The sequence below is a fragment of the Streptomyces sp. R11 genome, assembly GCF_041051905.1.
GTDB lineage: Bacteria > Actinomycetota > Actinomycetes > Streptomycetales > Streptomycetaceae > Streptomyces.
Map to the genome: position 1 here is coordinate 7,099,003 of NZ_CP163432.1, position 20,986 is coordinate 7,119,988.

18 protein-coding genes and 1 pseudogene are annotated in these 20,986 nt (G+C 72.5%); 14 read left to right on the top strand and 5 right to left on the bottom strand.

All coding sequences use genetic code 11. The features are described 5' to 3' along the window. The first annotated feature begins 114 nt into the window (after nt 1-114). The 10 genes and pseudogenes from AB5J55_RS32715 (at nt 115) to AB5J55_RS32760 (ending at nt 11,749) form a co-directional block, all read left to right on the top strand. Nucleotides 115-1,371, top strand: a complete 1,257-nt coding sequence (locus tag AB5J55_RS32715; RefSeq protein ID WP_369274054.1) for an ATP-grasp domain-containing protein — start codon at nt 115-117, stop codon at nt 1,369-1,371. Further along, nucleotides 1,368-2,240, top strand: coding sequence for a DUF364 domain-containing protein (locus tag AB5J55_RS32720; protein ID WP_369274055.1), 873 nt, complete (start codon nt 1,368-1,370; stop codon nt 2,238-2,240). The genes AB5J55_RS32715 and AB5J55_RS32720 overlap by 4 nt, the downstream gene beginning before the upstream one ends. Next, a complete protein-coding gene (locus AB5J55_RS32725) occupies nt 2,237-3,349 on the top strand; it encodes a PLP-dependent cysteine synthase family protein (RefSeq protein WP_369274056.1) in 1,113 nt (370 codons plus the stop codon). Before AB5J55_RS32720 ends, AB5J55_RS32725 begins: the two co-directional genes overlap by 4 nt. Next, complete coding sequence (locus AB5J55_RS32730) at nt 3,346-4,401, top strand: dipeptide epimerase (RefSeq protein ID WP_369274057.1); 1,056 nt, start codon at nt 3,346-3,348, stop codon at nt 4,399-4,401. The genes AB5J55_RS32725 and AB5J55_RS32730 overlap by 4 nt, the downstream gene beginning before the upstream one ends. Next, complete coding sequence (locus AB5J55_RS32735) at nt 4,385-5,647, top strand: MFS transporter (RefSeq protein ID WP_369274058.1); 1,263 nt, start codon at nt 4,385-4,387, stop codon at nt 5,645-5,647. Before AB5J55_RS32730 ends, AB5J55_RS32735 begins: the two co-directional genes overlap by 17 nt. Nucleotides 5,648-5,991: 344 nt before the next feature. Then, nucleotides 5,992-6,780 (top strand): annotated as a pseudogene (locus AB5J55_RS32740) (class I SAM-dependent methyltransferase); the annotation flags it as partial. 43 nt (nt 6,781-6,823) lie between these two features. Further along, the gene (locus AB5J55_RS32745) at nt 6,824-8,389 is read left to right on the top strand and encodes an ABC transporter substrate-binding protein (protein WP_369274059.1); all 1,566 of its coding nucleotides are present in this window, start codon (nt 6,824-6,826) and stop codon (nt 8,387-8,389) included. After that, the gene (locus tag AB5J55_RS32750; RefSeq protein WP_369274060.1) at nt 8,386-9,339 is read left to right on the top strand and encodes an ABC transporter permease; all 954 of its coding nucleotides are present in this window, start codon (nt 8,386-8,388) and stop codon (nt 9,337-9,339) included. Before AB5J55_RS32745 ends, AB5J55_RS32750 begins: the two co-directional genes overlap by 4 nt. Then, a complete protein-coding gene (locus tag AB5J55_RS32755; protein ID WP_369274061.1) occupies nt 9,336-10,202 on the top strand; it encodes an ABC transporter permease in 867 nt (288 codons plus the stop codon). Before AB5J55_RS32750 ends, AB5J55_RS32755 begins: the two co-directional genes overlap by 4 nt. Next, on the top strand, nt 10,199-11,749 hold the full coding sequence (locus AB5J55_RS32760; protein WP_369274062.1) for an ABC transporter ATP-binding protein: 1,551 nt from the start codon (nt 10,199-10,201) through the stop codon (nt 11,747-11,749). The genes AB5J55_RS32755 and AB5J55_RS32760 overlap by 4 nt, the downstream gene beginning before the upstream one ends. 86 nt (nt 11,750-11,835) lie before the next feature. Here AB5J55_RS32760 and AB5J55_RS32765 read toward each other — a convergent pair whose 3' ends face one another. Further along, nucleotides 11,836-12,543, bottom strand: a complete 708-nt coding sequence (locus AB5J55_RS32765; protein ID WP_369274063.1) for a DUF2470 domain-containing protein — start codon at nt 12,541-12,543, stop codon at nt 11,836-11,838. 63 nt (nt 12,544-12,606) lie between these two features. After that, nucleotides 12,607-13,911 (bottom strand): hypothetical protein, encoded by a 1,305-nt coding sequence (locus AB5J55_RS32770; RefSeq protein ID WP_369276357.1) that lies wholly within the window; start codon nt 13,909-13,911, stop codon nt 12,607-12,609. A gap of 172 nt (nt 13,912-14,083) precedes the next feature. On the opposite strand from AB5J55_RS32770, the gene AB5J55_RS32775 reads away from it, so the two are divergent. Together AB5J55_RS32775 and AB5J55_RS32780 are read left to right on the top strand one after the other, a co-directional pair. Continuing rightward, entirely contained in the window at nt 14,084-15,352 is a 1,269-nt protein-coding gene (locus AB5J55_RS32775) for a molybdopterin-dependent oxidoreductase (RefSeq protein ID WP_369274064.1), read from the top strand. Between the two features lie 35 nt (nt 15,353-15,387). Then, the gene (locus AB5J55_RS32780) at nt 15,388-15,822 is read left to right on the top strand and encodes a hypothetical protein (protein WP_369274065.1); all 435 of its coding nucleotides are present in this window, start codon (nt 15,388-15,390) and stop codon (nt 15,820-15,822) included. On the opposite strand, the gene AB5J55_RS32785 is transcribed toward AB5J55_RS32780, so the two are convergent. Genes AB5J55_RS32785 through AB5J55_RS32795 form a run of 3 tightly spaced genes read right to left on the bottom strand, consistent with a single transcriptional unit; the run spans nt 15,819 to nt 18,638 of the window. Continuing rightward, complete coding sequence (locus AB5J55_RS32785; protein WP_369276358.1) at nt 15,819-16,538, bottom strand: FAD:protein FMN transferase; 720 nt, start codon at nt 16,536-16,538, stop codon at nt 15,819-15,821. The two genes, AB5J55_RS32780 and AB5J55_RS32785, sit on opposite strands and share 4 nt — an antisense overlap. Before the next feature lie 23 nt (nt 16,539-16,561). After that, nucleotides 16,562-17,281 (bottom strand): FMN-binding protein, encoded by a 720-nt coding sequence (locus tag AB5J55_RS32790; RefSeq protein ID WP_369274066.1) that lies wholly within the window; start codon nt 17,279-17,281, stop codon nt 16,562-16,564. A 19-nt stretch (nt 17,282-17,300) separates the two neighbouring features. Next, nucleotides 17,301-18,638, bottom strand: a complete 1,338-nt coding sequence (locus AB5J55_RS32795; RefSeq protein WP_369274067.1) for a ferric reductase-like transmembrane domain-containing protein — start codon at nt 18,636-18,638, stop codon at nt 17,301-17,303. A gap of 151 nt (nt 18,639-18,789) precedes the next feature. Between AB5J55_RS32795 and AB5J55_RS32800 the strand changes: the two genes are divergently transcribed. Both AB5J55_RS32800 and AB5J55_RS32805 read left to right on the top strand, forming a co-directional pair. After that, nucleotides 18,790-19,488 (top strand): response regulator transcription factor, encoded by a 699-nt coding sequence (locus AB5J55_RS32800; protein ID WP_369274068.1) that lies wholly within the window; start codon nt 18,790-18,792, stop codon nt 19,486-19,488. Beyond that, nucleotides 19,485-20,954 carry a sensor histidine kinase gene (locus tag AB5J55_RS32805; protein WP_369274069.1) on the top strand — a complete coding sequence of 490 codons (1,470 nt, stop codon included), beginning with the start codon at nt 19,485-19,487 and terminating at the stop codon, nt 20,952-20,954. The genes AB5J55_RS32800 and AB5J55_RS32805 overlap by 4 nt, the downstream gene beginning before the upstream one ends. The last annotated feature ends 32 nt before the right edge of the window (nt 20,955-20,986 follow it).

Sequence of the window (20,986 nt, forward strand, 5' to 3'; positions counted from 1 at the left end):
TAGCAAATGAAAATGATTATCGATAGCGTGTGCCAGTCAAGTCCGGCACCCCTCCCGTCGAGGGGTGCTCCGGGCTGCCCTGCCGTCTGAACCCACGTCATGAAAAGGGGAGTTGTGGCTCATCTGCTGGTGGTCGAGAGCTGGGTCGGATCGATGAGCAGACTGCTGCCACGCGCGATCCGCGAAGGCGGGCACGAGTTCACCTTCCTCACCCGTGACCTGCATCACTACCTGCGCTCGGCGCCCGAGGGGGCGGCGCATCCGCTGCTCGGCGCGCGCAACGTGATCACGACCGACACCAATGACCTCGACGCCCTGCTGCCCGAGGTGGAGCGGCTGCACTCGGTACTGGGCTTCGACGGGGTGATCACCTCCTGCGACTACTACCTGCCGACGGTGGCGCGGATCGCCGGGCGTCTGGGTCTTCCCGGGCCCGGCCCCGAGGCGGTGGAGAACGCCTGCCGCAAGGACGCCACCCGCCGTGTCCTCGCCGACGCGGGCCTGCCCGGACCGCGCTTCGCCGTGCACGAGGAGTGGGCCGACCTCGCGCGGGCCGCGAAGGAGATCGGCTACCCGCTGGTCGTCAAGCCGGTCGACCTGTGCGCGGGCATGTTCGTGCGCCGCGTGGACGACGAGGGTCAACTGGGTGCCGCAGTCAGGGCCTTGGCCGACTTCCCGGTCAACGCCCGCGGCCAGCGGCGCACCCCCGCCGTCCTCCTCGAAGAGCTCCTCGACGGCCCCGAGGTGAGCGTCGAGACCGTGTCGTACGCGGGCGCCGTGCACCTGGTCGGCGTCACCGACAAGAGCCTCGGCGGAGCGCCCGCCTTCATCGAGACCGGCCACATGTTCCCCGCCGCCCTGACGCTCGCCGACATCGAGGCCGCCGAGCAGACCACGCTCGGCGCGCTCAAGGCGCTCGGGCTGACGGACGGGGTCGTGGCGCACACCGAGATCAAGCTGACCTCCGCCGGGCCGCGCGTGGTCGAGGTCAACCCCCGCCCCGCCGGCAACCGCATCACCGAACTCGTCCGCCACGTCACCGGCATCGACCTCTCCGCCGCCTTCGTGGACGTCGCCCTCGGCCGCAGGCCCGACCTCAGGCGCACGGACACCGGGCTGCGCAGCGCCGCCATCGGCTTCCTCGTCCCGGAGCGCACGGGCACGCTGGAGGCGCTCGACGGACAACGACTGACCGACCTGCCGGGGGTGTTGGAGGTCCAGCTCGCCGAGCCCGGCAAGGTGGTCAAGGCGGCCGGCAGCAACAACGAGTACCTGGGCCACGTCATGGCCGGCGACCCCGACGGTCCCGGCGCCCGTGACCGCGTCGAAGGCCTGCTGGCCGGGCTGCGCGCGGGGCTGGTGATCCGGTGACCGCCGTCAACGCCTCGCCGGCGGCGCTGAGCCGGACGTACGACGACCTGGTCGCCCACGTCCGCGCGGGCGCGCTGGGCCCCGACCCCGGCACGCAGCGGATCGCCGTCGCATTCACCACCCGGCAGGCCGTACGGCACGACGGGCGTGGTACCGGCTACCGCAACGAGGTGCTCAGCCTCCGCCTCGCCGAGGCCGTCGGGTCATGCGCCGTCGAGCCCGGCGAACTGCCCGACGGCGCGCTCGACGACTGCGTCGGTGCCGACGTGGCACGGCTCCTCGATCATCCGCTGCCTGCCGTGCGGGTGGCCGCCCTCGACGCCTACCTGATGCACATCACCCCGCACACCCCGGACCACGGGGCGCGGCCGGTCCCCCTGCCGGCCGGGTCGTCGCTGGAGAAGTCCACGGCGCGGGCCAGGGCCGTGGTCGAGCTGCTCGACCTGCCGGCCGGGAGCACGGTGCTGGTGGTGGGTGTCGTCAACTCCTTGTTGGCAGCGCTGCGTTCGCGCGGCCTCGGCTATGTCCCGTGCGACCTCAAGGGCGGCGCCACGGAGTGGGGCGAGCCGGTCGTCGCCGACGCGCTCACCGCGGCCGGGAGCTGCGACGCGCTGCTGGTGTCCGGGATGACCCTGGGCAACGGCACCTTCGAACCGCTCCGGCAGCACGCGCTGCGGCACGGCAAGCAGCTGGTGATGTTCGCGCAGACCGGCAGCGCGGTGCTGCCCCGCTTCCTGGGGCACGGCGTGAGCGCGGTGTGCGCGGAACCGTACCCGTTCTTCTGGCTCGACGGGGGTCCCGGAACCGTCCATCGGTACAGGTCCACCGACTTCGTCGACCGCCACAGCTGTCCCGGCGGTGAGCGATGACCCCCACCACCGCCACCGTCGTACGGCCCACCGCCCGCCCCGAGTTGCTCGCCCTGCTCGGCCGCACGCCCGTCGTCCGGGTCGGCACCGACCTGCCGCACGCCCACCCCGGATTCTGGGCCAAGCTCGAAGGGCTCGCGGCGGGCGGCATGAAGGCGCGAGCCGCCGTGTCGATGCTGCTCGGCGCGCGCGAGCGCGGCGAACTGCGCCCCGGCGCCCCGGTGGTGGAGTCCACCTCCGGCACGCTCGGCATCGGACTCGCCTTCGCGGGGCAGGCGCTCGGCCATCCCGTCGTCCTGGTCGGCGACAGCGAACTGGAGCCGTCCATACGGCAGTTGCTGCGCGCACACGGCGTCCGCCTGGAGATCGCCGACCGTCCCGCGCCACAGGGCGGCTGGCAGGCGGCCCGGCTCGGCCGACTGCGCGAACTGCTCGCCGAACTCCCCGGCGCCTACTGGCCGGACCAGTACAACAACCCCGACAACACGGCTGGTTACGCCTCCTTGGCCGCGGAGCTCTCCGCCCAACTCGACCACCTGGACATCCTGGTGTGCAGCGTCGGCACGGGCGGCCACAGCGCCGGCATCATCGGCCCGCTGCGCCGGCACTGGCCCGGGCTGCGGCTCATCGGCGTCGACGCCACCGGTTCCACGATCTTCGGCCAGCCCGCCCGGCCCCGCCTGATGCGCGGCCTCGGCAGCAGCATCCACCCGCGCAACGTCGCCTACGACGCCTTCGACGAGGTCCATTGGATCGGTCCCGCCGAGGCCGTGGACAGCTGCCGCCGGCTCGCCCGGGGCAGCTTCGTCAGCGGTGGCTGGAGCACCGGCGCCGTCGCCCGGGTCGCCGCCTGGGCGGCCTGCGTGCACCCGGGGGCGGTCGTCGCCACCGTGTTCCCCGACGGGCCGCACCGCTATCTCGGCACCGTCTACGACGACGACTTCATCGCCGCCCACGGCCTCGACCTCGCCGGCGCGGCCACCCGGCCCGTGGAGATACCGCACCCGTACGCCGCCGAGGCGAGCGGGTGGGTGCGGTGCGCGCGGGTGGCCGATCCGCTCAAGACGTTCCCTCCCCTGGACGGCACTGCTCCGAAAGGCACTTCGTGAAGGTCCACTTGCGCACCGTGCGCCTCGAACTCACCGAGCCGTTGCGCATCTCCCGATCCACCATGTCCGCACGCGAGGCCGTGTGGATGAGCGTCGAGCACGAGGGGGTGACCGGGCACGGCGAGGCAGTCACCAGCGTGTACTACGGGCTCGACGCCGAGACACTCGTACGGCTGCTGACCGCTGTGGACGTGCGGCGCTTCGCCGACCCGGAGAGTGCTCTACAGGCCCTGCGGAACGATGAGTTGGCGTCGGTCGCGGCCGTGCCTCCCGCCGTGACGGCAGCCGTCGAATCCGCGCTCCTCGACCTCGTCGGCAAGCGCGCGGGCCTTCCCGTGCACCGCCTCCTCGGTGCGGCGGCACTTCCCGTGGCGGCCACCGCGCGCACCATCGGCATCACCTCGCCGATCCGCGCGGCCGCTGAGGCCCGCCGGCTGGCCGCGAGCGGCTTCCAGGTCGTCAAGGTCAAGGCGGGCACCTCCGACCCCGAGGACGACATCGAACGCGTACGGGTCATCCGCGACGCCGCTCCGCGTGCCCGGCTGCTCCTCGACCCCAACGGCGCCTGGAGTCCGGCACAGGCGGCGGCCCTGCTGCCCCGTTACGCCGACCTCGGTGTCGAGGCCGTGGAGCAGCCCCTCGCGCCCGGCGACCCGGACGCGCTGGGAGCCCTCGCCGAGAAGTCGCCGCTGCCCGTCATCGCCGACGAGGACGCCGTGTCACTGGCCGACGTCCGGCGCCTGGCCGGGCGCGTCCACGGCGTCAACGTCAAGCTCGCCAAGTGCGGGGGCGTCCACATGGCCCTGCGCATCGCCGAGGCGATCGAGGGCAGCGGGACCGACTTGATGCTCGGCTGCCTCACCGCCAGCACCCTCGGCCTGGCACCCGCCGTGCACCTGGCCGACCGCGCCCGCTGGACCGACCTCGACGGGCATCTGCTGCTCGCCCACGACCCGTGGCACGGGATCGGCGGCGCGAACGGCCTCGTACACGCAAGTACCCGTCCCGGGCTGGGAGTCGAGGAGGTGACGGCACATGAAGACGTGGCATGAGATGCGGCGCTTCCCGCTCGCCGTGCAGTTGCTCCTCGTCAACCAGCTCGGCGTCAACATCGGCTTTTACCTCCTCATCCCGTACCTCGCCACGCACCTCGGCCAGAACCTGGGCATGTCGGCGGCCGTCGTCGGTGTCGTGCTCGGCGTGCGCAACCTCAGCCAGCAGGGCCTTTTCATCATCGGCGGCTCGGCAGCGGACCGGCTCGGGGCGCGGGGCGTCATCATCGCCGGGTGCGCCCTGCGGACCGTCGGGTTCGCGTTGTTCGCGCTGGGGGACGGGCTGCCGGTGCTGCTCGCCGCGTCCGTGCTGAGCGGGCTCGCGGGGGCCCTGTTCAACCCGGCCGTGCGGGCGTATCTCGCGCAGGAGGCGGGGGAGCGGAAGGCGGAGGCGTTCGCGCTGTTCAACGTCTTCGCGACGGCAGGTGCGTTGATAGGCCCGCTGCTGGGCAGCGCCCTGCTCCTTGTCGACTTCCGGACGTCCGCGCTGACCGCCGCCGGGATCTTCGCGGTGCTCACGATCGCCCAGGCTCTCGTCCTTCCGGCGCGCAAGGTCGAGCCCAGCGGGAGCGGTGTCCTCGGGGACTGGCGCGAGGTCCTCGGCAACCGGGCCTTCCTGGCCTTCGCCCTCGCCATGGTCGGCATGTTCACCCTGGAGAACCAGCTCTACCTGCTGCTGCCCGACGGGGCCCGCGAGGCCACCGGCTGGGACGGAGCGGCGGGCATCGTCTTCCTCGTCGGCACGGTGGCCAACCTGGCGCTCCAGCTGAGAATCACCCGGGGCCTCAAGTCCCATGGCAGCAGGGCCGGTTGGATAGCCGTCGGCCTCGCGGTGATGGGCCTGGCCTTCCTGCCGCCGGCCCTGGTGGCGGGCACCGGATCCGCCGGGTGGCTCGACGTGATTCCCGTGCTGCTCGGCGCGCTCCTGCTCTACCTCGGCGTCATGGTCGCGTCGCCCTTCGTGATGGAACTGATCCCGCGCTTCGGCCGCCCCGAGCTGACCGGCACGTACTTCGGGATCTTCTACGTCGTCTCCGGCATCGCAGCGGCCGTCGGCAACGCCGTCGTCGGCTGGGCCATGGACGCGGGGGAGAGCGGCGGCCGTGCCTGGCTGCCATGGGTGTGCTGCGCGCTCTTCGGGCTGGCCTCGGCGGGTGGGGTGGCCTGGCTGCAGCGACGTGGGGCACTGCCCGCGAGCCCCGCGGCGGCGGCTTCGGTGCGCGACGAACACAGGAGCAAGGCGTGAGTGCGGCGCGGGGAGTTGATGCGGAGCGGCGTGGGCCGGGGGGAGCAGACGTGGAGCGGCTCGGGGACGGTGAGTGGACGGACGGCCGGGGGCAGGGCGCTGCCTTCTCTGAGCCGGTCGGGCGGCAGCCTGGCGTGGCCGTCGCGGCGGGGCGAGAGCGTACAGGCGGCGGCCAGGACGCCACTTCCAAGCGGGTCGGTCCGGACGCGCGGGTGGCTGACGCCGCAGCAGGCGAAGGCTGTGACTGCGTCGGGCGCGATGCGGGCGGGCAGGCCGGCCCCGTTCCCGGCAGCCATCCGCACGACAAGGGCGTCCCCGCCCCCACCACCCCTGCCGGCCACCGCAACCTCCTCACCGACAACCCCGCCCTCTACGAGGCCCGCTTCCCCGACCCCGACCGGCACGCAGGGCGCTGGGCCGAGGACTGCCTCCGTCGCCACGGCGCCGGGCCGCGGGTGCTCGACATGGGCTGTGGCACCGGGCGGGACGCCGCCCACCTGCACTCCGGCGGTCGTACGGTGACCGGCGCCGATCTCTCCGAGGCGATGCTGGCGTACGCCCGGGTCCGGCATCCGGGACCGGCATACGTACGGGCCGACCTGCACGGGTTCGACCTGGGCCGGGCTGCCTTCGACGCGGTCGTGTGTCTGGACAGCTCCCTGCTGTACTGCCACACCAACGACCAGCTCGACGGCTTCCTCGCCTCCTGCCGTCACGCCCTCGCACCGGGCGGCCTGCTGATCGCGGAGATGCGCAACGGCGCGTACTTCCTGGGCCGCACGGACCTCCTGGACACCCCGTCCGACAACGCCTTCACCTGGCAGGGCGTCGCCTACCGGTCGACCACCACCCTGACCGTCGACCGCACGGACCAACTCCTGCGCCGTACCCGCGTATGGACCGCCGATGAGGGCGGCGTCGACGCGGCGCCCGTCGAACAGCACTCCGCGTGGCGACTGCTGTTCCCGCACGAGCTGCGCCACTTCCTCGCCGCGCACGGCTTCGACGTGCTCGAACTGCACGATGGCCCAGGCCCGCGCACCGAACCGCCCTGGCAGGACGGCCAGTTGCCGGGCACCGCCACGGACGCGGACCGGCTGCATGTCGTCGCGCGCCGTCGCCGCACCAACTGAGCGTCTGCACACCAACTGACACGAAGGACACGAAGGAACAGTGATGTACGACGAACGCTTCCCCGGTCTGCGCCGCCGCGGCTTCCTCGCCGCCACCTCAGGCGCCGCCGCCCTCGCCCTCGTCGGCTGCGGAGGCGGCACGGACGACAAGGCGGCAGGCGCCTCCGGCAGCCCCAAGCGCGGCGGCCGGCTGCGTGCCGCGTTCGCCGGGGGCGGTGCGAGCGAGACCCTCGACCCGCACCTGGGCAACCTCTTCGCCGACGTGGCCCGATCCAAGGCCCTCTTCGACAAGCTCGCCGACTACGGCGCCGACCTCTCCGCGCAGCCCCGCCTCGCCGAGAAGTGGGAGGCCAACAAGACCCTCGACCGCTGGCAGATCACCCTCCGCGAGGCCACCTTCCACGACGGCAGCCCCGTCACGGCCAAGGACGTCCTCTACAGCTACCGCCGAATCGCCGACCCCGAGCAGGCGTTCCGCGCCAAGGCGTCCCTGGAGCCCATCGACCTCGACGCCAGCCGGGCGACCGGCGAGCGGAGCATCGAGTTCGTGCTCAAGCGCCCCACCGCCGAATTCCCCAACGTACTGGCCGCGTTCGGCGCGTACATCGTCCCCGAGAACGCCACCGAGTTCGACGACAAGCCGATCGGATCGGGCCCCTTCCGGTTTGTCTCCTTCGCGCCGGGCCGCTCGGCCGTGTTCCGCCGCTACGACGGCCACTGGGACGGCGCCCCGCTCCTCGACGAGATCGAGTTCGTCGTCGCCAACGAGGAGTCCGCCCGCGTCAACGCGCTCCTCGGCGGCCAGGTCGAGTACGCGCACGAGCTCAACCCGACCACCGCACGCGCCCACGAGAGCGGCGGCCAGATCGAGATCGTGCGGCTGCGCAACAGCGCCATGCAGGCGTTCTGCATGAAGACCGACCGGGCACCCTTCGACGACAAGCGGGTCCGCGAGGCGTTCTTCCTCATCGCCGACCGCCAGGAACTCGTCGACGGCGCGCTGTCCGGCGCGGGCGAGATCGGCAACGACCTGTTCGGCAAGGGATACGAGTACTACGCCGCCGATCTGCCGCAGCGCACCCAGGACCTCGACAAGGCGCGCGCCCTGCTCAAGCAGGCCGGCGCCGAGAAGCTCAAGGTCACCCTGGACACCTCTGCGGTCGCCGCCGGGTTCACCGAGGCGGCCGGCATCTTCCGCGACCAGGCCGCGAAGGCGGGCGTCACGATCGACGTCAGGATGGGCAGCAAGGACTCGTACTGGAGCGACATCCTCGACGGCGGCACCCTGTGCTGCTACCGCTCCGGCGCCATGCCCATCGAGTCCCACATCTCCCAGCGGCTGCTCACCGACTCCACCACCAACGCCACCAAGTGGCAGCACAAGGACTTCGACGGCCTCTACCAGCAGGCCCAGTCCATCCGCGACAAGGCCGAGCGGGCCGCCGTGTACGAGCGTATGCAGCGCCGTCTGTACGCCGAGGGCGGCTTCCTCATCTGGGGCTTCGCCGACTGGATCATCGGAACCGCCCGCACGGTGCGGGGAGTTGAGACCAAGGCCCCCGCCAACACCCTCGACTGGGCCCGCTTCGACAAGGTGTGGCTCGCGTGAGCGGACTGCGCTCCTTCGTCGCCCGGCGGCTGCTGCTCGGCGTCGCGCAGACCCTGGCCGTCGTGCTGCTGGTCTTCGCGCTCACCGAGGCACTGCCGGGCGACGCGGCCGTCGCCCTGGCGGGCGACCAGCCGGACCCGGCACGCATCGCCGCGATCCGTGAGGCGCTGGACCTCGACCGGCCGGCGTACGAGCGGCTGGCCGACTGGGCGACGGGCCTGGTGCACGGCGACCTCGGCACGTCCCTGACCTCCGGCCGCCCGGTCACCCAGTACATCGCCGACGGCTTCGGCCCGACCCTGCTGCTGGCCGCGCTCACGCTGACGCTCCTCGTCCCGCTCGGCCTCGGCTTCGGCGTGCTCGCCGCCCGCCACGAGGGACGGCTCGTCGACCGGCTGGTCAGCTCGGTGACACTGGCCGTGTACGCGGTCCCCGAGTTCGCCCTCGGGGTCCTGCTGGTGACCGTCCTCGCGCTCAAGCTGGCCTGGCTGCCGCCGACGGCGGTCGGCTACGGCACCGACCTGCTCGCCCATCCGGCGGCGCTGGTACTGCCGGTGCTGGTCCTGCTGTCCCGCCCGGTGTGCTCCCTGTCCCGCCTGGTCCGGGCCGGCATGGTCGACGCCCTCGCTTCCCCCTACGCCGTCCACGCCCGCCGCTACGGTGTCCCCGGCGCCCGAGTCCGCTACGCCCACGCCCTGCCCAACGCCCTCGCCCCGGCCGTGCAGCAACTCGCCCGCACCGTCGACTGGTTGCTGTGCGGAGTGATCGTGGTGGAGGCCCTCTTCGTCATCCCGGGCCTGGGCACGGTCCTCCTCAATGCCGTGGCCGAACGGGACGTGCCCGTGGTGCAGGGGCTGGCCGTGGTGTTCGGCGTGCTCACGGTCGTGCTCAACCTCGGTGCCGACCTGGTGGCCCATCGGCTCACGCCGCGCGCGGGGGTGGCCGCATGACGACGCCCCTCGGCCGCCGTCGCCGCTTCGCGTTCGGCCTGGCCGTCGTCACCGTCCCCCTCCTCCTCGCCCTGCTCGGACCGCTGTTCACCGGTGCCCCCGGCCCCCGCGCCACCTCCTTCATCCTCGGCGACGGCCACTGGCTCGGCACCGACTTCGTGGGCCGTGACGTCTGGCGACAGGTCCTGCTGGGCGGCCGTACGGTCGTCCTCACCGCCCTGGCCGCCACCGCGCTCGCCTACCTCGTCGCCGTCCCGGTCGCGCTCATCAGCGCCCTCACCCGCCTGCGAGGGCTGGAGGAACTGCTGATGCGGCCGCTGGACGTGCTGCTCGCCGTGCCCTCGCTGCTGCTGATCCTGCTCGTGGCCTCCGTGCTGTCGCCGGGAGCGACCGGGCTCGCGCTGCTCGTGGCGCTGGTGAACGTGCCCGACGCGGCCCGGATCGTGCGGGCGGCGGCGGGGGAGGCGGCCGCGCGCCCCGCTGTCGAGGCACTGCGCATGCAGGGGGAGACCTGGTGGCGGATCGCCGTCGGCTACGTCGGCCGTTCGGCGCTGCGCACCCTCGCCGCCGACGCCGGGATCCGCCTGACCGGCGTGCTGTATCTGGTGTCGACGGCCGCGTTCCTGGGTGTCGGGGTTGCGCCGGACGCCGCCGACTGGGCGGTGATGGTCGACCGCAACCGCACCGGCCTGCTGGTGCAGCCCTGGGCCGTGGTGGTGCCCGCACTGCTGATCGTGGCGCTGACGATGGGCACCAATCTGCTCTTCGACGCCGCGCTGGAGAAGACCGCGATGAGGAAGACCGCGCCGGCCAAGGCCGTACCGGAGAAGACCGCACCTGAGCAGAAGGGATCACGCTGGTGAGTCGGGCAGAGCACGCGGCGGTCGCCGAGATCCGCGACCTCCGCGTCGAGATCGACGGCCGCGCGATCGTCGACGGCGTACACCTGCGCGTGCTGACCGGGAAGGTGACCGCCCTGGTCGGCGCCTCGGGCAGCGGGAAGACCACGACCGGCCTGGCGCTGCTGGGGGAGTACCCGCGCGGCGCCCTGGTCACGGGTGAGGTGCGGCGGCCCGGGGACGGCCCGGTGGGTTACGTCCCCCAGCACCCCGCCGCCGTCCTCAACCCCGCCCGCCGCGTCAGCGCCCTACTCGACGACCTCGCCCGCCCCCAGGTCCGTCACCTGCCCCGCGCCGAACGCCCCGAGGCGGCCCGGGCACTGGTGCTGCAAGCCCTCTCCGACGCCCAACTCCCGGACGCGGGAGAGCTGTTGTCGCGCTACCCGCACCAGCTCTCCGGCGGCCAGCAGCAACGCGTCGTCCTCGCCCAGGCTCTGCTGCTCGGCGCCCGCGTCGTCGTCGCCGACGAACCCACCACCGGCCAGGACGCGTTGACCAAGAGCCGTATCGTCGAGCAGTTGGCGGCGGTCGCGGCACGGGGCATCGCGGTCGTCCTGCTCAGCCATGACCTCGACGTGGTGCGTGCCCTCGCCGACGAGGTCCTCGTCATGCGTGCGGGCCGGGTCGTCGAGTCGGGGCCGGCGGAGCGGCTGTGGGCGGCACCCCGGCACGAGTGGACCCGCCGGCTGCTGGACGGACAGCGTGTGGACCCGCAGGTCGCAACGGGCACGGATGCGGTGCAACCCGTCCTGGAAGTACGGGATTTGACGGCCGTACACGACCGCAGGACCGTCGTGCTGCGCGCCCCGCACCTCGCCCTTCACCCCGGCGAGTGCCTCGCGGTGGTCGGCCGTTCCGGCAGCGGCAAGACCACGCTCGCCCGGTGTGTGGCGGGCCTGCACCGGGACCAGGACGGGCAGGTCCTGCTCGACGGCACGCCGCTCCCGCGCAGCCTGCGCCACCGCACCCCTGCCCAACTCGCCGCGGTGCAGTACGTCTTCCAGGACGCCCGCGCCGCCTTCGACGAGTACCGGACCGTGCTGCACCAGGTGGCGCGTACGGCGATACGGCTACGGGGCTCCGACGAACGGACGGCAACGGAGGAGGCATCCGCCACCCTGAACCGCCTCGGCCTGCCGGAGAACCTGGCCCGTCGCCGCCCCGGCGAACTCTCCGGCGGCGAGCTCCAGCGTGCCGCTCTGGCCCGGGCCCTGCTCGCCCGCCCCCGGGTGCTGATCTGCGACGAGGTCACCTCCGGCCTGGACACGGTCACCCGGCGGGGCATCCTCGACGTCCTGGCGGGCCTGGTGGGCGGGGGCGACGGACTGTCCCTCGTCCTCATCACCCACGACCTGGACACCGCACGGCTGGCTCACCGCATCGCCGTACTGGACGCGGGCGAACTGGTCGAACAGGGCTCGGTACAACGGATTCTGACGGAGCCTCGGCATCCGTTCACTCTTTCGCTCATGCGGACGACGGAGCGTCTGGAGACAGGGAGCCGGCTGTGAGAGCCGACCTCCGGGCACCGTCGCGGAGGAGACGGGAGGCCTCTGCGAAGGGCCCGGAGGCCGGCAGCGAGGGGGCGCGCCCGCGCCTACGACGTGGTCGGCAGGCGCCGGCGGCGCGGGCGGGCGCCGGCCCGGGCGAGGAGCGCGTGGATCTGGCGCACCGCTTCTCCCGGGTGGGTGGCCGGGGCTGTGAAGGGCAGGCGGACGTCGAGGTGGGAGTCCGCTGTCTCCAGCCGGAGCACCAGGCCGTGCCGGTCGAGCCGCAGTGGCCGTACGCCGGTCGCGCCGAGCTGCTCCAGCGCCGGCAGCAGCCGGGCGAGCGGGGCGACGGTGTCGGCGTGGGCCGCGTCGAGCCGGCCCAGCATCTCCGCCTCGTGCGTGGCCAGGGGGTCGGGGGAGGCGAGGGTCAGCTCGTCCAGGCCGATGACGGTCGTGCCGTCGTCCTCGGTGAGCACGGCCCGAGCGGGGTGGAACACCAGGTTCTTCGGGCCGAGCGCGCTGAGCCAGCCGCCCAGCGTCAGCCGTGAGCGCACCCTGTCGCGTACGGCTACGGCGGCGACGTCGGTGAACTCCACGAGGGCGGCCAGATCGCCGTGCGGCGCCACGGCCAGTTCGGCGGCCAGGTGGCCGTCCGGCGGGTTGTGCAGGAGCAGCCGCGCGGCGGCGTCGACGGTGTGCAGGCCGATCAGTTCGATGCGGTGGCCCTGCGTGGTGACGGTCAGCGAGCCGGCCGCCGCCAGCACCGAGCGGGCACGCTCGGCGGGCGTCGGCTCAGGGCAGGTGGCAGCAGCCATGGGAACCTTTCGAGCCGGTTGGCTTCTACTTAGGCAAGCCTAACCTATCCTGGGTTCGCGTGGTCACCAACCCGTCAGCAGCAGGTGGTTGACGAGTAGTGCGAGCACCGCCTGTCCCGCGAGCCAGGCCCGCGGCCCCCTCAGGAAGGCGCAGGCCGGCAGCAGCCACAGCGCGAACGGCAACCAGATCCGCTCCGTCTCCGCCTTGCTCATCCCGGACAGGTCGGCGGCCAGCATCGCGACGAGCGCGCTGAGCACCAACACACCGAGGCGGCACGCGGCCGTACCCCTCTGCCGGACGATCACCACCCCGGTCCGCCGCAGCGCCGCCGCCGTCGCCAAACCCACCACCAGCACCTGGCAGGCGAGGTTGGCCCACACCCAGTAGGCCTGCGGCCGGGTACCGCCGGCGCCCTGGTTGTAGCGGGTGACCAGCAGGTCGTACGCCTCCCACCAGTAGAAGCCCAGCGCGGTGAACACCACCGGGACCACCACGAACCCGGCCAGCGCGAAGAGCAGCGGCCGGACGCGCTCCGAGCCCAGGAACAGCACGGCCGCCGCGATCACGACGAAGAGCGTCAGGCCGTACGACAGATAGACCGTCAGGCCGTACAGGAGACCCGAGGCCAGGCCGGTCCAGCGCGGCCGATGCCCCGTCACTGCCAGCGCGAGCAACGCCACCGCCCACGCCGCGACGGCAGCGAAGTAGCCGTCGGCGGAGGTGCCCGTCCACACCGCGCCCGGCGCCAGCGCCACGAAGGGCGCGGCACGGCGGGCGAGCTTTTCGCCGGCGAGGGTGCGCACGGTGACGAGGATGCCGAGGGCGGCCGTGGCCCCGACGGCGATGCACCAGACCCCGGCCCATGCGCCGCCGCCCAGGCCGATCCGGTCCAACTGGACGAAGGTGAGGGTGGCCGCCGGGGGGTGCCCGGCAACGTGCGCGGGCCAGTGGTCCGGTGAGCCCAGCAGGATGTGCCGGGTGAAGTCCCGCAGCGTCGCGGGGATGTCCTGGAAGCGGTCGATGACCTGGAGATACTCGTAGCGGGTCGTCAACCGGCGGGCGATGCCGCGCTGCCAGCCGTCGACGAGCGCGAGCGAGAAGGTCCAGGCCAGGCCCGCGCCCCAGACGGCGAGCAGCAGGCGGCGCCAGGGCAGCCGGGCGGCCAGGAGCGGGCCGTACGCCACGACGGCGACCGCGACGGCGATCGCGGCCGGGGTGCCCGGACCGACATGCGGGCCCCAGTCCGCCAGGAGCGGCGGCCAGTTGACGAAGAGGGTGCCGTCGCGGTGCTCGATCGCGGTGCCGACCAGGGCGGCGAGGGCGAACAGGAGCGCGGCGGCCGCGGCCGCGTACAGATCGCGGCGCAGGTCCCCGCGGGCGTCGGGAAGCGCGTCGGGGCGGGTGTCGGGCAGGAGATCGCTGGTCACGTCTGCACGCTAGGACGCCCCGGGTCCACCGGACGCGTGACGGCGCGGACGTCAGAGTTTCGTCATGGTCCGCAACGGCCTTTCCGGCCCTGGTCGGGCCTACGGTCGGCACATGGCACGGACTCCGAACTCCCCCCTGTCCCCGTTCTCTCCCGCCTTCTGGCGCAGCCCGCTGCGCGGCCCGTGGCTGACCTCGGTGCTCGGCGTCGTGCTGCTCGGCGGGATCACGGTGCTGTTCGTGACGGGTGCGGTGTCCTACGCCGCCTACAACCCGAACCTGTCGCCGGTGAACGACAAGACCCCGGACAAGGGGATCCTCGGCTTCTACCTCTTCTCCTGGCCGACCAGCCCGCACTGGCTGTACCGCCTCAACCAGGGCGTCCACGTCACCCTCGGCATCGCGCTCATCCCCGTGCTCCTGGCCAAGCTGTGGTCGGTCCTGCCGAAGCTCTTCACGCTGCCGCCGGCACGGTCACTCGCGCACGCGCTGGAGCGGATCTCGCTGCTGCTCCTGGTCGGGGGCGCGCTGTTCGAGTTCGTGACGGGCGTGCTCAACGTCCAGCTCGACTACCTCTTCCCCGGCTCCTTCTACACCCTGCACTTCTACGGCGCGTGGGTGTTCATGGGTGCGTTCGTCGTGCACGCCGTGCTGAAGACCCCCATGGCGCTGCGGAACCTGCGCCGCATGCGGGAGGAGAAGGGAGAGGGGGCGGGGGAGGAGGACCGGGAGCTGATTGCGCCGAGTCCCGCCGAGCCGACGGTCTCGCGGCGCGGCGCCCTCTGGTTCGTCGGCGGCGGCTCGCTGTTGCTGTTCGCCACGACCGTCGGGCAGAACTTCGACGGGTTCCCGCGCCGGACCGCCCTCCTCGCCCCGCACGGCGGTGCCGAGCCGGGGAGCGGGCCGGGCGGCTTCCAGATCAACAAGACGGCCGCGTACGCGGGGATCCGCGAGGCCGACACGAGCGACGAGGCATGGCGGCTGGTCGTCGCGGGCCGGGACGGTCGGACGGTCCGCCTCAGCCGTGCCGAACTGCTCGACATGCCGCTGCACAGCGCTGCGTTGCCGATCGCCTGCGTGGAGGGCTGGTCCACTTCCGACCAGTGGTGGCGCGGTGTACGGCTGCGGGACCTAGCGGCGCTGGTCGGCCACGACCAGGAACCGCCCGACGTTCTGGTGGAGTCGCTCCAGCAACGCGGCGCCTTCCGCCGGGCCGCCCTGCGGGCCAACCAGGTCGCCGACCCCCGCTCCCTGCTCGCCCTGTTCGTCAACGGCGAGGACCTGACCCCCGACCACGGCCACCCGGCGCGGATCATCGTGCCCGCCGCGCCCGGTGTGCTGAACACCAAGTGGGTGGCGCGGATGACGTTCGGAGACCTGTGATGGACCGACTGACGCTTCGACCGACAGGCCGACGGATGCGCCGACCGGGGCTCGCCCTGGGCAGTCCCCTCCAGATCCTCCTCCTCGCCTGCTCGTTCGCGCTCGCCGGATACGCGGGCGTACGGCTCCTGGACGGGGAATGGTTCGAGATCGTGCTGTGGTTCGTCGGCGCGGCGATCCTGCACGACCTCGTGCTGGTGCCGCTGTACGGGGCGGCGGACCGGGGACTGCTACGGGGTTTCGAGGCGGTCGACCGCCGGAGCTGGATGCCGTACGTCCGCGTCCCGGCCGCCCTGTCCCTGCTGCTCCTGCTGGTGTGGTTCCCGCTGATCACCGGCCGGGTGGCGGACCGCTACGCTGCCGCCACGAGCCTGTCCACGGACGGCTTCCTGACCCGCTGGCTGCTGATCACCGCCGCGCTCTTCGGCGGCTCGGCGGTGCTGCTCGTGCTGCGGCGGCGCCGGGGCTAGGCCGCCCGCGCCGCCGCCGACGCCACCGGAAAGCCCTCCGTGCGGAGGACCCGCCGCCCGGCGTCCACCGCGAACACCTCGCAGCCCGGCCGTGCGGCGGCCCACCCGACGCCGTCGCCGCCCATCGCGAACGCGGCCGTCGCCACCGTGTCCGCCACCGTCAGGGAGGACGCCACGACGGAGAGGGACAGCAGCCCCGTCGCCGCCCGCCCCGTGCGCCCGTCGATGATGTGGTCACCGCGCTCGTAGCGAGCGGACGTCGCGACGGCGCCGTCCGTGAGCTCGGCCACCGTGCACACCTGGTCGGCCCGCTCGGGGTGCCGTATCCCCACCCGCCAGGGCCCGCCCGCGGCGACCACGTCACCACCGGCGTTCAGCACGAAGCGCCGCGCCCCCGCCGCCTTCAGCAGCTCGGCGGCCCGCTGCACGGACCAGCCCTTCACCACCGCGCACGGATCGAGCCCGCGCCCGGGCAGCCGCACGTCGAAGGCGCCGCCGGTGGCGACCCGGTACTCCTCGCACAGCCCCAGCACCTCGTCGAGGTCCGCACTGACGTCACGCCGCGCGACCTCGCCCCGGTCCAGCCGGCAGACCTCGCTGTCGGCCTTGAACGGACTGAACCGGGCGTCGACCTCACGCAGCCACGCGAACACGGCATCGGCCGCCTCCTCGCCGACGTGTTCGTCGTCGACCCGCAGCGAGACCGGAAACCCCATGACGTGTTCGACTCGGTGCACGATCAGCCCTTTGCGTCGATGGCGGCCTGGAGGGACTCCTTGTAGCCGTCGCTGGTGATGGTGGCGCCGGAGACGGTGTCGATGTCGGCGCTCTGGGCTTCGAGGGTCTCGGCGATGAGCTTCGGGACCGCGGCCGTGGTCTGCGGGTGGTTGGGCTGCTGGAGCATCTTCACCGACGCGATCTCGTCGCCGTCGAAGGTCACCCGGACCTGGACGGGCCCCTTGTCGGTGTTCACCGTCGAGCCGTCGACCGTCCGCGACTGCGAGGCGGCGGACGCGGACGCCGACGGGGAGGACGTGGACGCCGACTCCGCGTTCGCGTCGATGGCGGCCTGGAGCGATTCTTTGTAGCCGTCGCTGGTGATGGTGGCGCCGGAGACGGTGTCGATGTCGGCGCTCTGGGCTTCGAGGGTCTCGGCGATGAGCTTCGGGACCGCGGCCGTGGTCTGCGGGTGGTTGGGCTGCTGGAGCATCTTCACCGACGCGATCTCGGTGCCCTCGAAGGCCACCCGGACCTGCACGGGGCCCTTCTCGGTCTGCACCGTCGTGCCCTTGACGACCGTACTGCCCGAACCCGAACCCGAATCCGAGCCCGACGCGGCGGAGGAGGACGCCGAGGGTGTCGGGGCCGGCGTGGCGGCCGTGCCGAGCGACGGCTCGTAACGCCAGACCGGGATCAGGCCCGCGATGCTGAGGACCAGGACAGGTATTGCTCGCTTCACGATGTCTTCCTTGTCCCTCTCAGCCGGCCAGGCTGAATCGCTCGAAGTGGACCTGCTCCTTGGGCACGCCCAGCTCGCGCAGGCTGCCGATCACCGCGTTCATCATGGGCGGCGGGCCGCACAGGAAGACGTCCCTGTCCGTGATGTCGGGGACCAGCCGCTCCAGCTCCGCGGGGGCCAGTCTGTCCGGCGTGACCGGGCCGGTGACCAGGTGCAGCTCGGCGCCCTTGGCGTGGGCGAGTTCCGCCAGCTCCCCGTACAGCACCGCGTCCCGGTCCGAGCCGACCCGGTAGATCACGACCGCGTGGCCGTGCAGCTCCTCCAGCAGCGCCCGGATCGGGGTCACACCGACGCCGCCCGCGATCAGCACCGCCTCCGGCCGGGTGCGGTGCATCGTGGTGAACGCGCCGTACGGGCCCTCGGCGAACACACGCGTGCCGACCTTGAGGTGCCTCAGGGACGCCGAGCCGTCGCCGGCCGCCTTGGCCGTGAGCCGTAGCCGGTTGCCGTCGGGCGCGGCCGACAGGGAGAACGGGTTGGCCTGCCACCAGCGGTCCTTCGTCAGGAACCGCCACAGGAAGAACTGGCCGGCCCGCGCGGGCAGCCTGTCCAGGTCACGGCCGGTGATGTACACCGAGACCACGTTGTCGGACTCGGGGACCACGGCCGACACCCGGAACTGGTGACGCCAGTTCCGCCACAGCGGCAGGACCAGCCGGCCGACGAACACCGCGCCGAGCGCCACGCCCCACACCGCGTACCAGTACGCCGTGGCGGCGGACGAGGAGGTGAAGGACGTACCTACCGCGACCTGGTGCGTGAACGCCAGGACCACCGCCACGTAGGTGTACAGGTGGATGAAGTGCCACGTCTCGTACGCCAGCCGGCGCCGCGCGAACCGGGCCGAGACGACACCGATCATGATGATGATCCCCAGCGCGACGACGGCGCGCAGCACGCCCTCGACCGTCTCGGCCAGGTCGATCAGCTGGTTCACCGGGTCCAGCGAGGACGACTCGGCGTAGCCGAAGGTGATGAACACCGCGTGCGCCAGGAGCGCCCACAGGACGCTGAAGCCGGTCCAGCGGTGCCAGGATGTCAGCCGGTCCATGCCGATCCGGCGGTCCAGCCACGGCAGCCGGGCCACCAGCAGCAGCTGGAACGCCATCAGCAGCGCGCCGAGCAGGCCGGTCAGCCGCCCGAGCACGATCAGCGTGTTCGAGGCGAAGCCGGCGGCGAAGAAGAAGTAGAGCACCACGGCCACGTTCGCGGCCAGCACGGCGTACAGGCCCGTGCGGGCGACCACCCTGGGGCGTATCGCCGTGGGGGGCGCAGGGGGCGATTGGACGGTCGTCACGGCGACAGCTCCTTGATCTCGTCTGTGGATACCGAGCTTGTCCGGCGGGTGCTGTCGAAAAGCTGTCGTACTTCTTTCAACTGGTTATCGATGTGGTCCCGGGCCCACACCCGGCTCATGTGATCGGCGCCGGGTGCCGCAGTATGAACGGGTGGAGAAAGTACGCCTGCTGGTCGTGGACGACGACCCGCCCATCGCCGACCTCGTCGCGACGGTCGCCCGCTACGAGGGCTGGGAGGCCGTCACCGCGAACTCCGGCGAGGAGGCGCTGCGGCTGGCCGCCGAGTTCCACCCGGACATCGTGGTCCTGGACCTGATGCTGCCCGACGTGGACGGCTTCGGCGTCCTGGACCGGCTGCGCGGCGCCGGGAAAATGGTGCCCGTGGTGTTCCTGACGGCCCGCGACGGGGTGGCCGACCGGGTGGCCGGGCTGACCCGCGGCGGCGACGACTACCTGGTCAAACCGTTCGCCGTGGAGGAGCTCATGGCCCGGCTGCGCACCGTCCTGCGGCGCAGCGCCGGACCCGGCTTCCAGCGTTCCGTCCTTCGGGTGGCGGACCTGACGATGGACGAGGACACCCGCGAGGTCCGCCGGGGCGAAAAACAGCTCACGCTCACGCCGACCGAGTACGAGGTGCTGCGCTACCTGATGCGCAAGTCGCCGACCGTGCTCACCAAGGCGCAGATCCTCGACCATGTGTGGGAGTACGGCTTCGGCGGCCGCTCGAACGTCGTCGAGCTGGTCGTCAGCCGGCTGCGCCGCAAGCTCGACGAGCCCGACGACGGCAGGGCGCCGCTGATCCACACGGTGCGCGGTTTCGGATACGTGATCCGGCAGGCGGCCGAGTGACAGGGCGGCTGCGGCGGGCGTACCGCGGGATGCGGCTCGGCACCCGGCTGGCGCTGGGCCTCGGGGTGCTGGCGCTGTTCGTGTTCGGCGTCGTCGGCACGGCCCTGACGACGTACATGCGGGACTACCTGTCGGCCCAGCTCGACACCCAGCTCGCGCAGGGCCAGATCGCCCAGTCCAAGAGCATCGCGGACTACGGCACGCTCTCGGGCAAGAAGTACTACAGCTGGTTCTACGCCGTGTACGACGTGTCCGACGGCAGGCCCGTACTGCGCCGGCCCGAGGACCCCGCCGACCTGCCGCAGGACGTCGACGACTTCACCTCGCTGGCCACGGCACAGACCGGCGCGCACACGGAGATCCTGCGCACCGAGCACCTGAAGGGCAAGGGCGAGTACCGGCTGCGGGCCTGCGAGGTCGAGCCCGGTGTGGTGCTGGTCAGCGCCGCGCCCATGGAGGACATCGAGGACACCGTGGGCCAGCTGATCACCATCCAGGTGGTCACCTTCGGACTCGCGCTGCTGGCCCTCGTGGTGTTCGGACGCGGGATGCTGCGGCGCGGCCTGAAGCCACTGAGCGACATGGCGCACACCGCCCGCGACATCACCTCGCACGACCTCACCGACTCGGCCCAGCTGCCCGTACGGCACGACCGGCGGGGCGGCGGCCCCGAGGTGGAGGAGCTGCGCACCGCGTTCAACACCATGCTGGAGCACATCGACGACTCCCTCGCGGTGCGCGCGGAGGCGGAGCAGCGCCTGCGCCGCTTCGTGGCGGACGCCTCGCACGAACTGCGTACACCGCTGATGTCGGTAAGGGGCTACGCCGACCTCTTCCAGTACGCCGCGGCCAACGCCCCCGAGGAGCGGGAGCGCCACCTGGCCCGGCTGCGTGCCGAGGCCGCCCGCATGGGCTTCCTCCTCGACGACCTGCTGCTGCTCGCCCGCCTGGACGCCGCCGAGGTGGAGACGCCGCTGCGGATGCAGAGCGCGGATCTGGTGGACCTGGTCGAACAGGCGGCGGACGCCTTCCGCGTCACCCACGCCGACCACCCCCTGACGGTCGCCCCCGGCCCCGGCTCCCTGAAACTCCGTCTCGACCCCCAGCGCATCCGCCAGGTGCTGGACAACCTCCTGACCAACGCGGCGATCCACACGCCGACCGGGACGCCGGTGTCCGTCGCGGTCTCGGTGGTGCAGACCACCGCCGTCGTCCGGATCACCGACGCCGGCCCCGGCATCCCGCCCGCCGACCGGATACGCGTCTTCGACCGCTTCTACCGGGTCGACAAGGCCCGCAGCCGCGACCGGGGCGGCAGCGGGCTGGGACTGGCGGTGGCGCAGTCCCTGGTCCATGCCCACGGCGGGCGCATCGAGCTGAGCAGCGAGCCCGGGCAGACGGTGTTCACGGTGACGGTTCCGCTCGTGGTGGACGGAAAGCGGGAGACAGGTCTTACGGACCCGTGACATGACCGGCGCCGAGCGACCGAAACGACCCT

What these genes read in the sequence shown, in the direction of transcription:
- AB5J55_RS32775 (WP_369274064.1), top strand. Translation starts at nt 14,084, where the DNA reads ATGGCACGGACTCCGAACTCCCCCCTGTCCCCGTTCTCTCCCGCCTTC.
- AB5J55_RS32725 (WP_369274056.1), top strand. Translation starts at nt 2,237, where the DNA reads ATGACCCCCACCACCGCCACCGTCGTACGGCCCACCGCCCGCCCCGAG.
- AB5J55_RS32785 (WP_369276358.1), bottom strand. Translation starts at nt 16,538, where the DNA reads ATGGGGTTTCCGGTCTCGCTGCGGGTCGACGACGAACACGTCGGCGAG.
- AB5J55_RS32745 (WP_369274059.1), top strand. Translation starts at nt 6,824, where the DNA reads ATGTACGACGAACGCTTCCCCGGTCTGCGCCGCCGCGGCTTCCTCGCC.
- AB5J55_RS32755 (WP_369274061.1), top strand. Translation starts at nt 9,336, where the DNA reads ATGACGACGCCCCTCGGCCGCCGTCGCCGCTTCGCGTTCGGCCTGGCC.
- AB5J55_RS32735 (WP_369274058.1), top strand. Translation starts at nt 4,385, where the DNA reads ATGAAGACGTGGCATGAGATGCGGCGCTTCCCGCTCGCCGTGCAGTTG.
- AB5J55_RS32765 (WP_369274063.1), bottom strand. Translation starts at nt 12,543, where the DNA reads ATGGCTGCTGCCACCTGCCCTGAGCCGACGCCCGCCGAGCGTGCCCGC.
- AB5J55_RS32780 (WP_369274065.1), top strand. Translation starts at nt 15,388, where the DNA reads ATGCGCCGACCGGGGCTCGCCCTGGGCAGTCCCCTCCAGATCCTCCTC.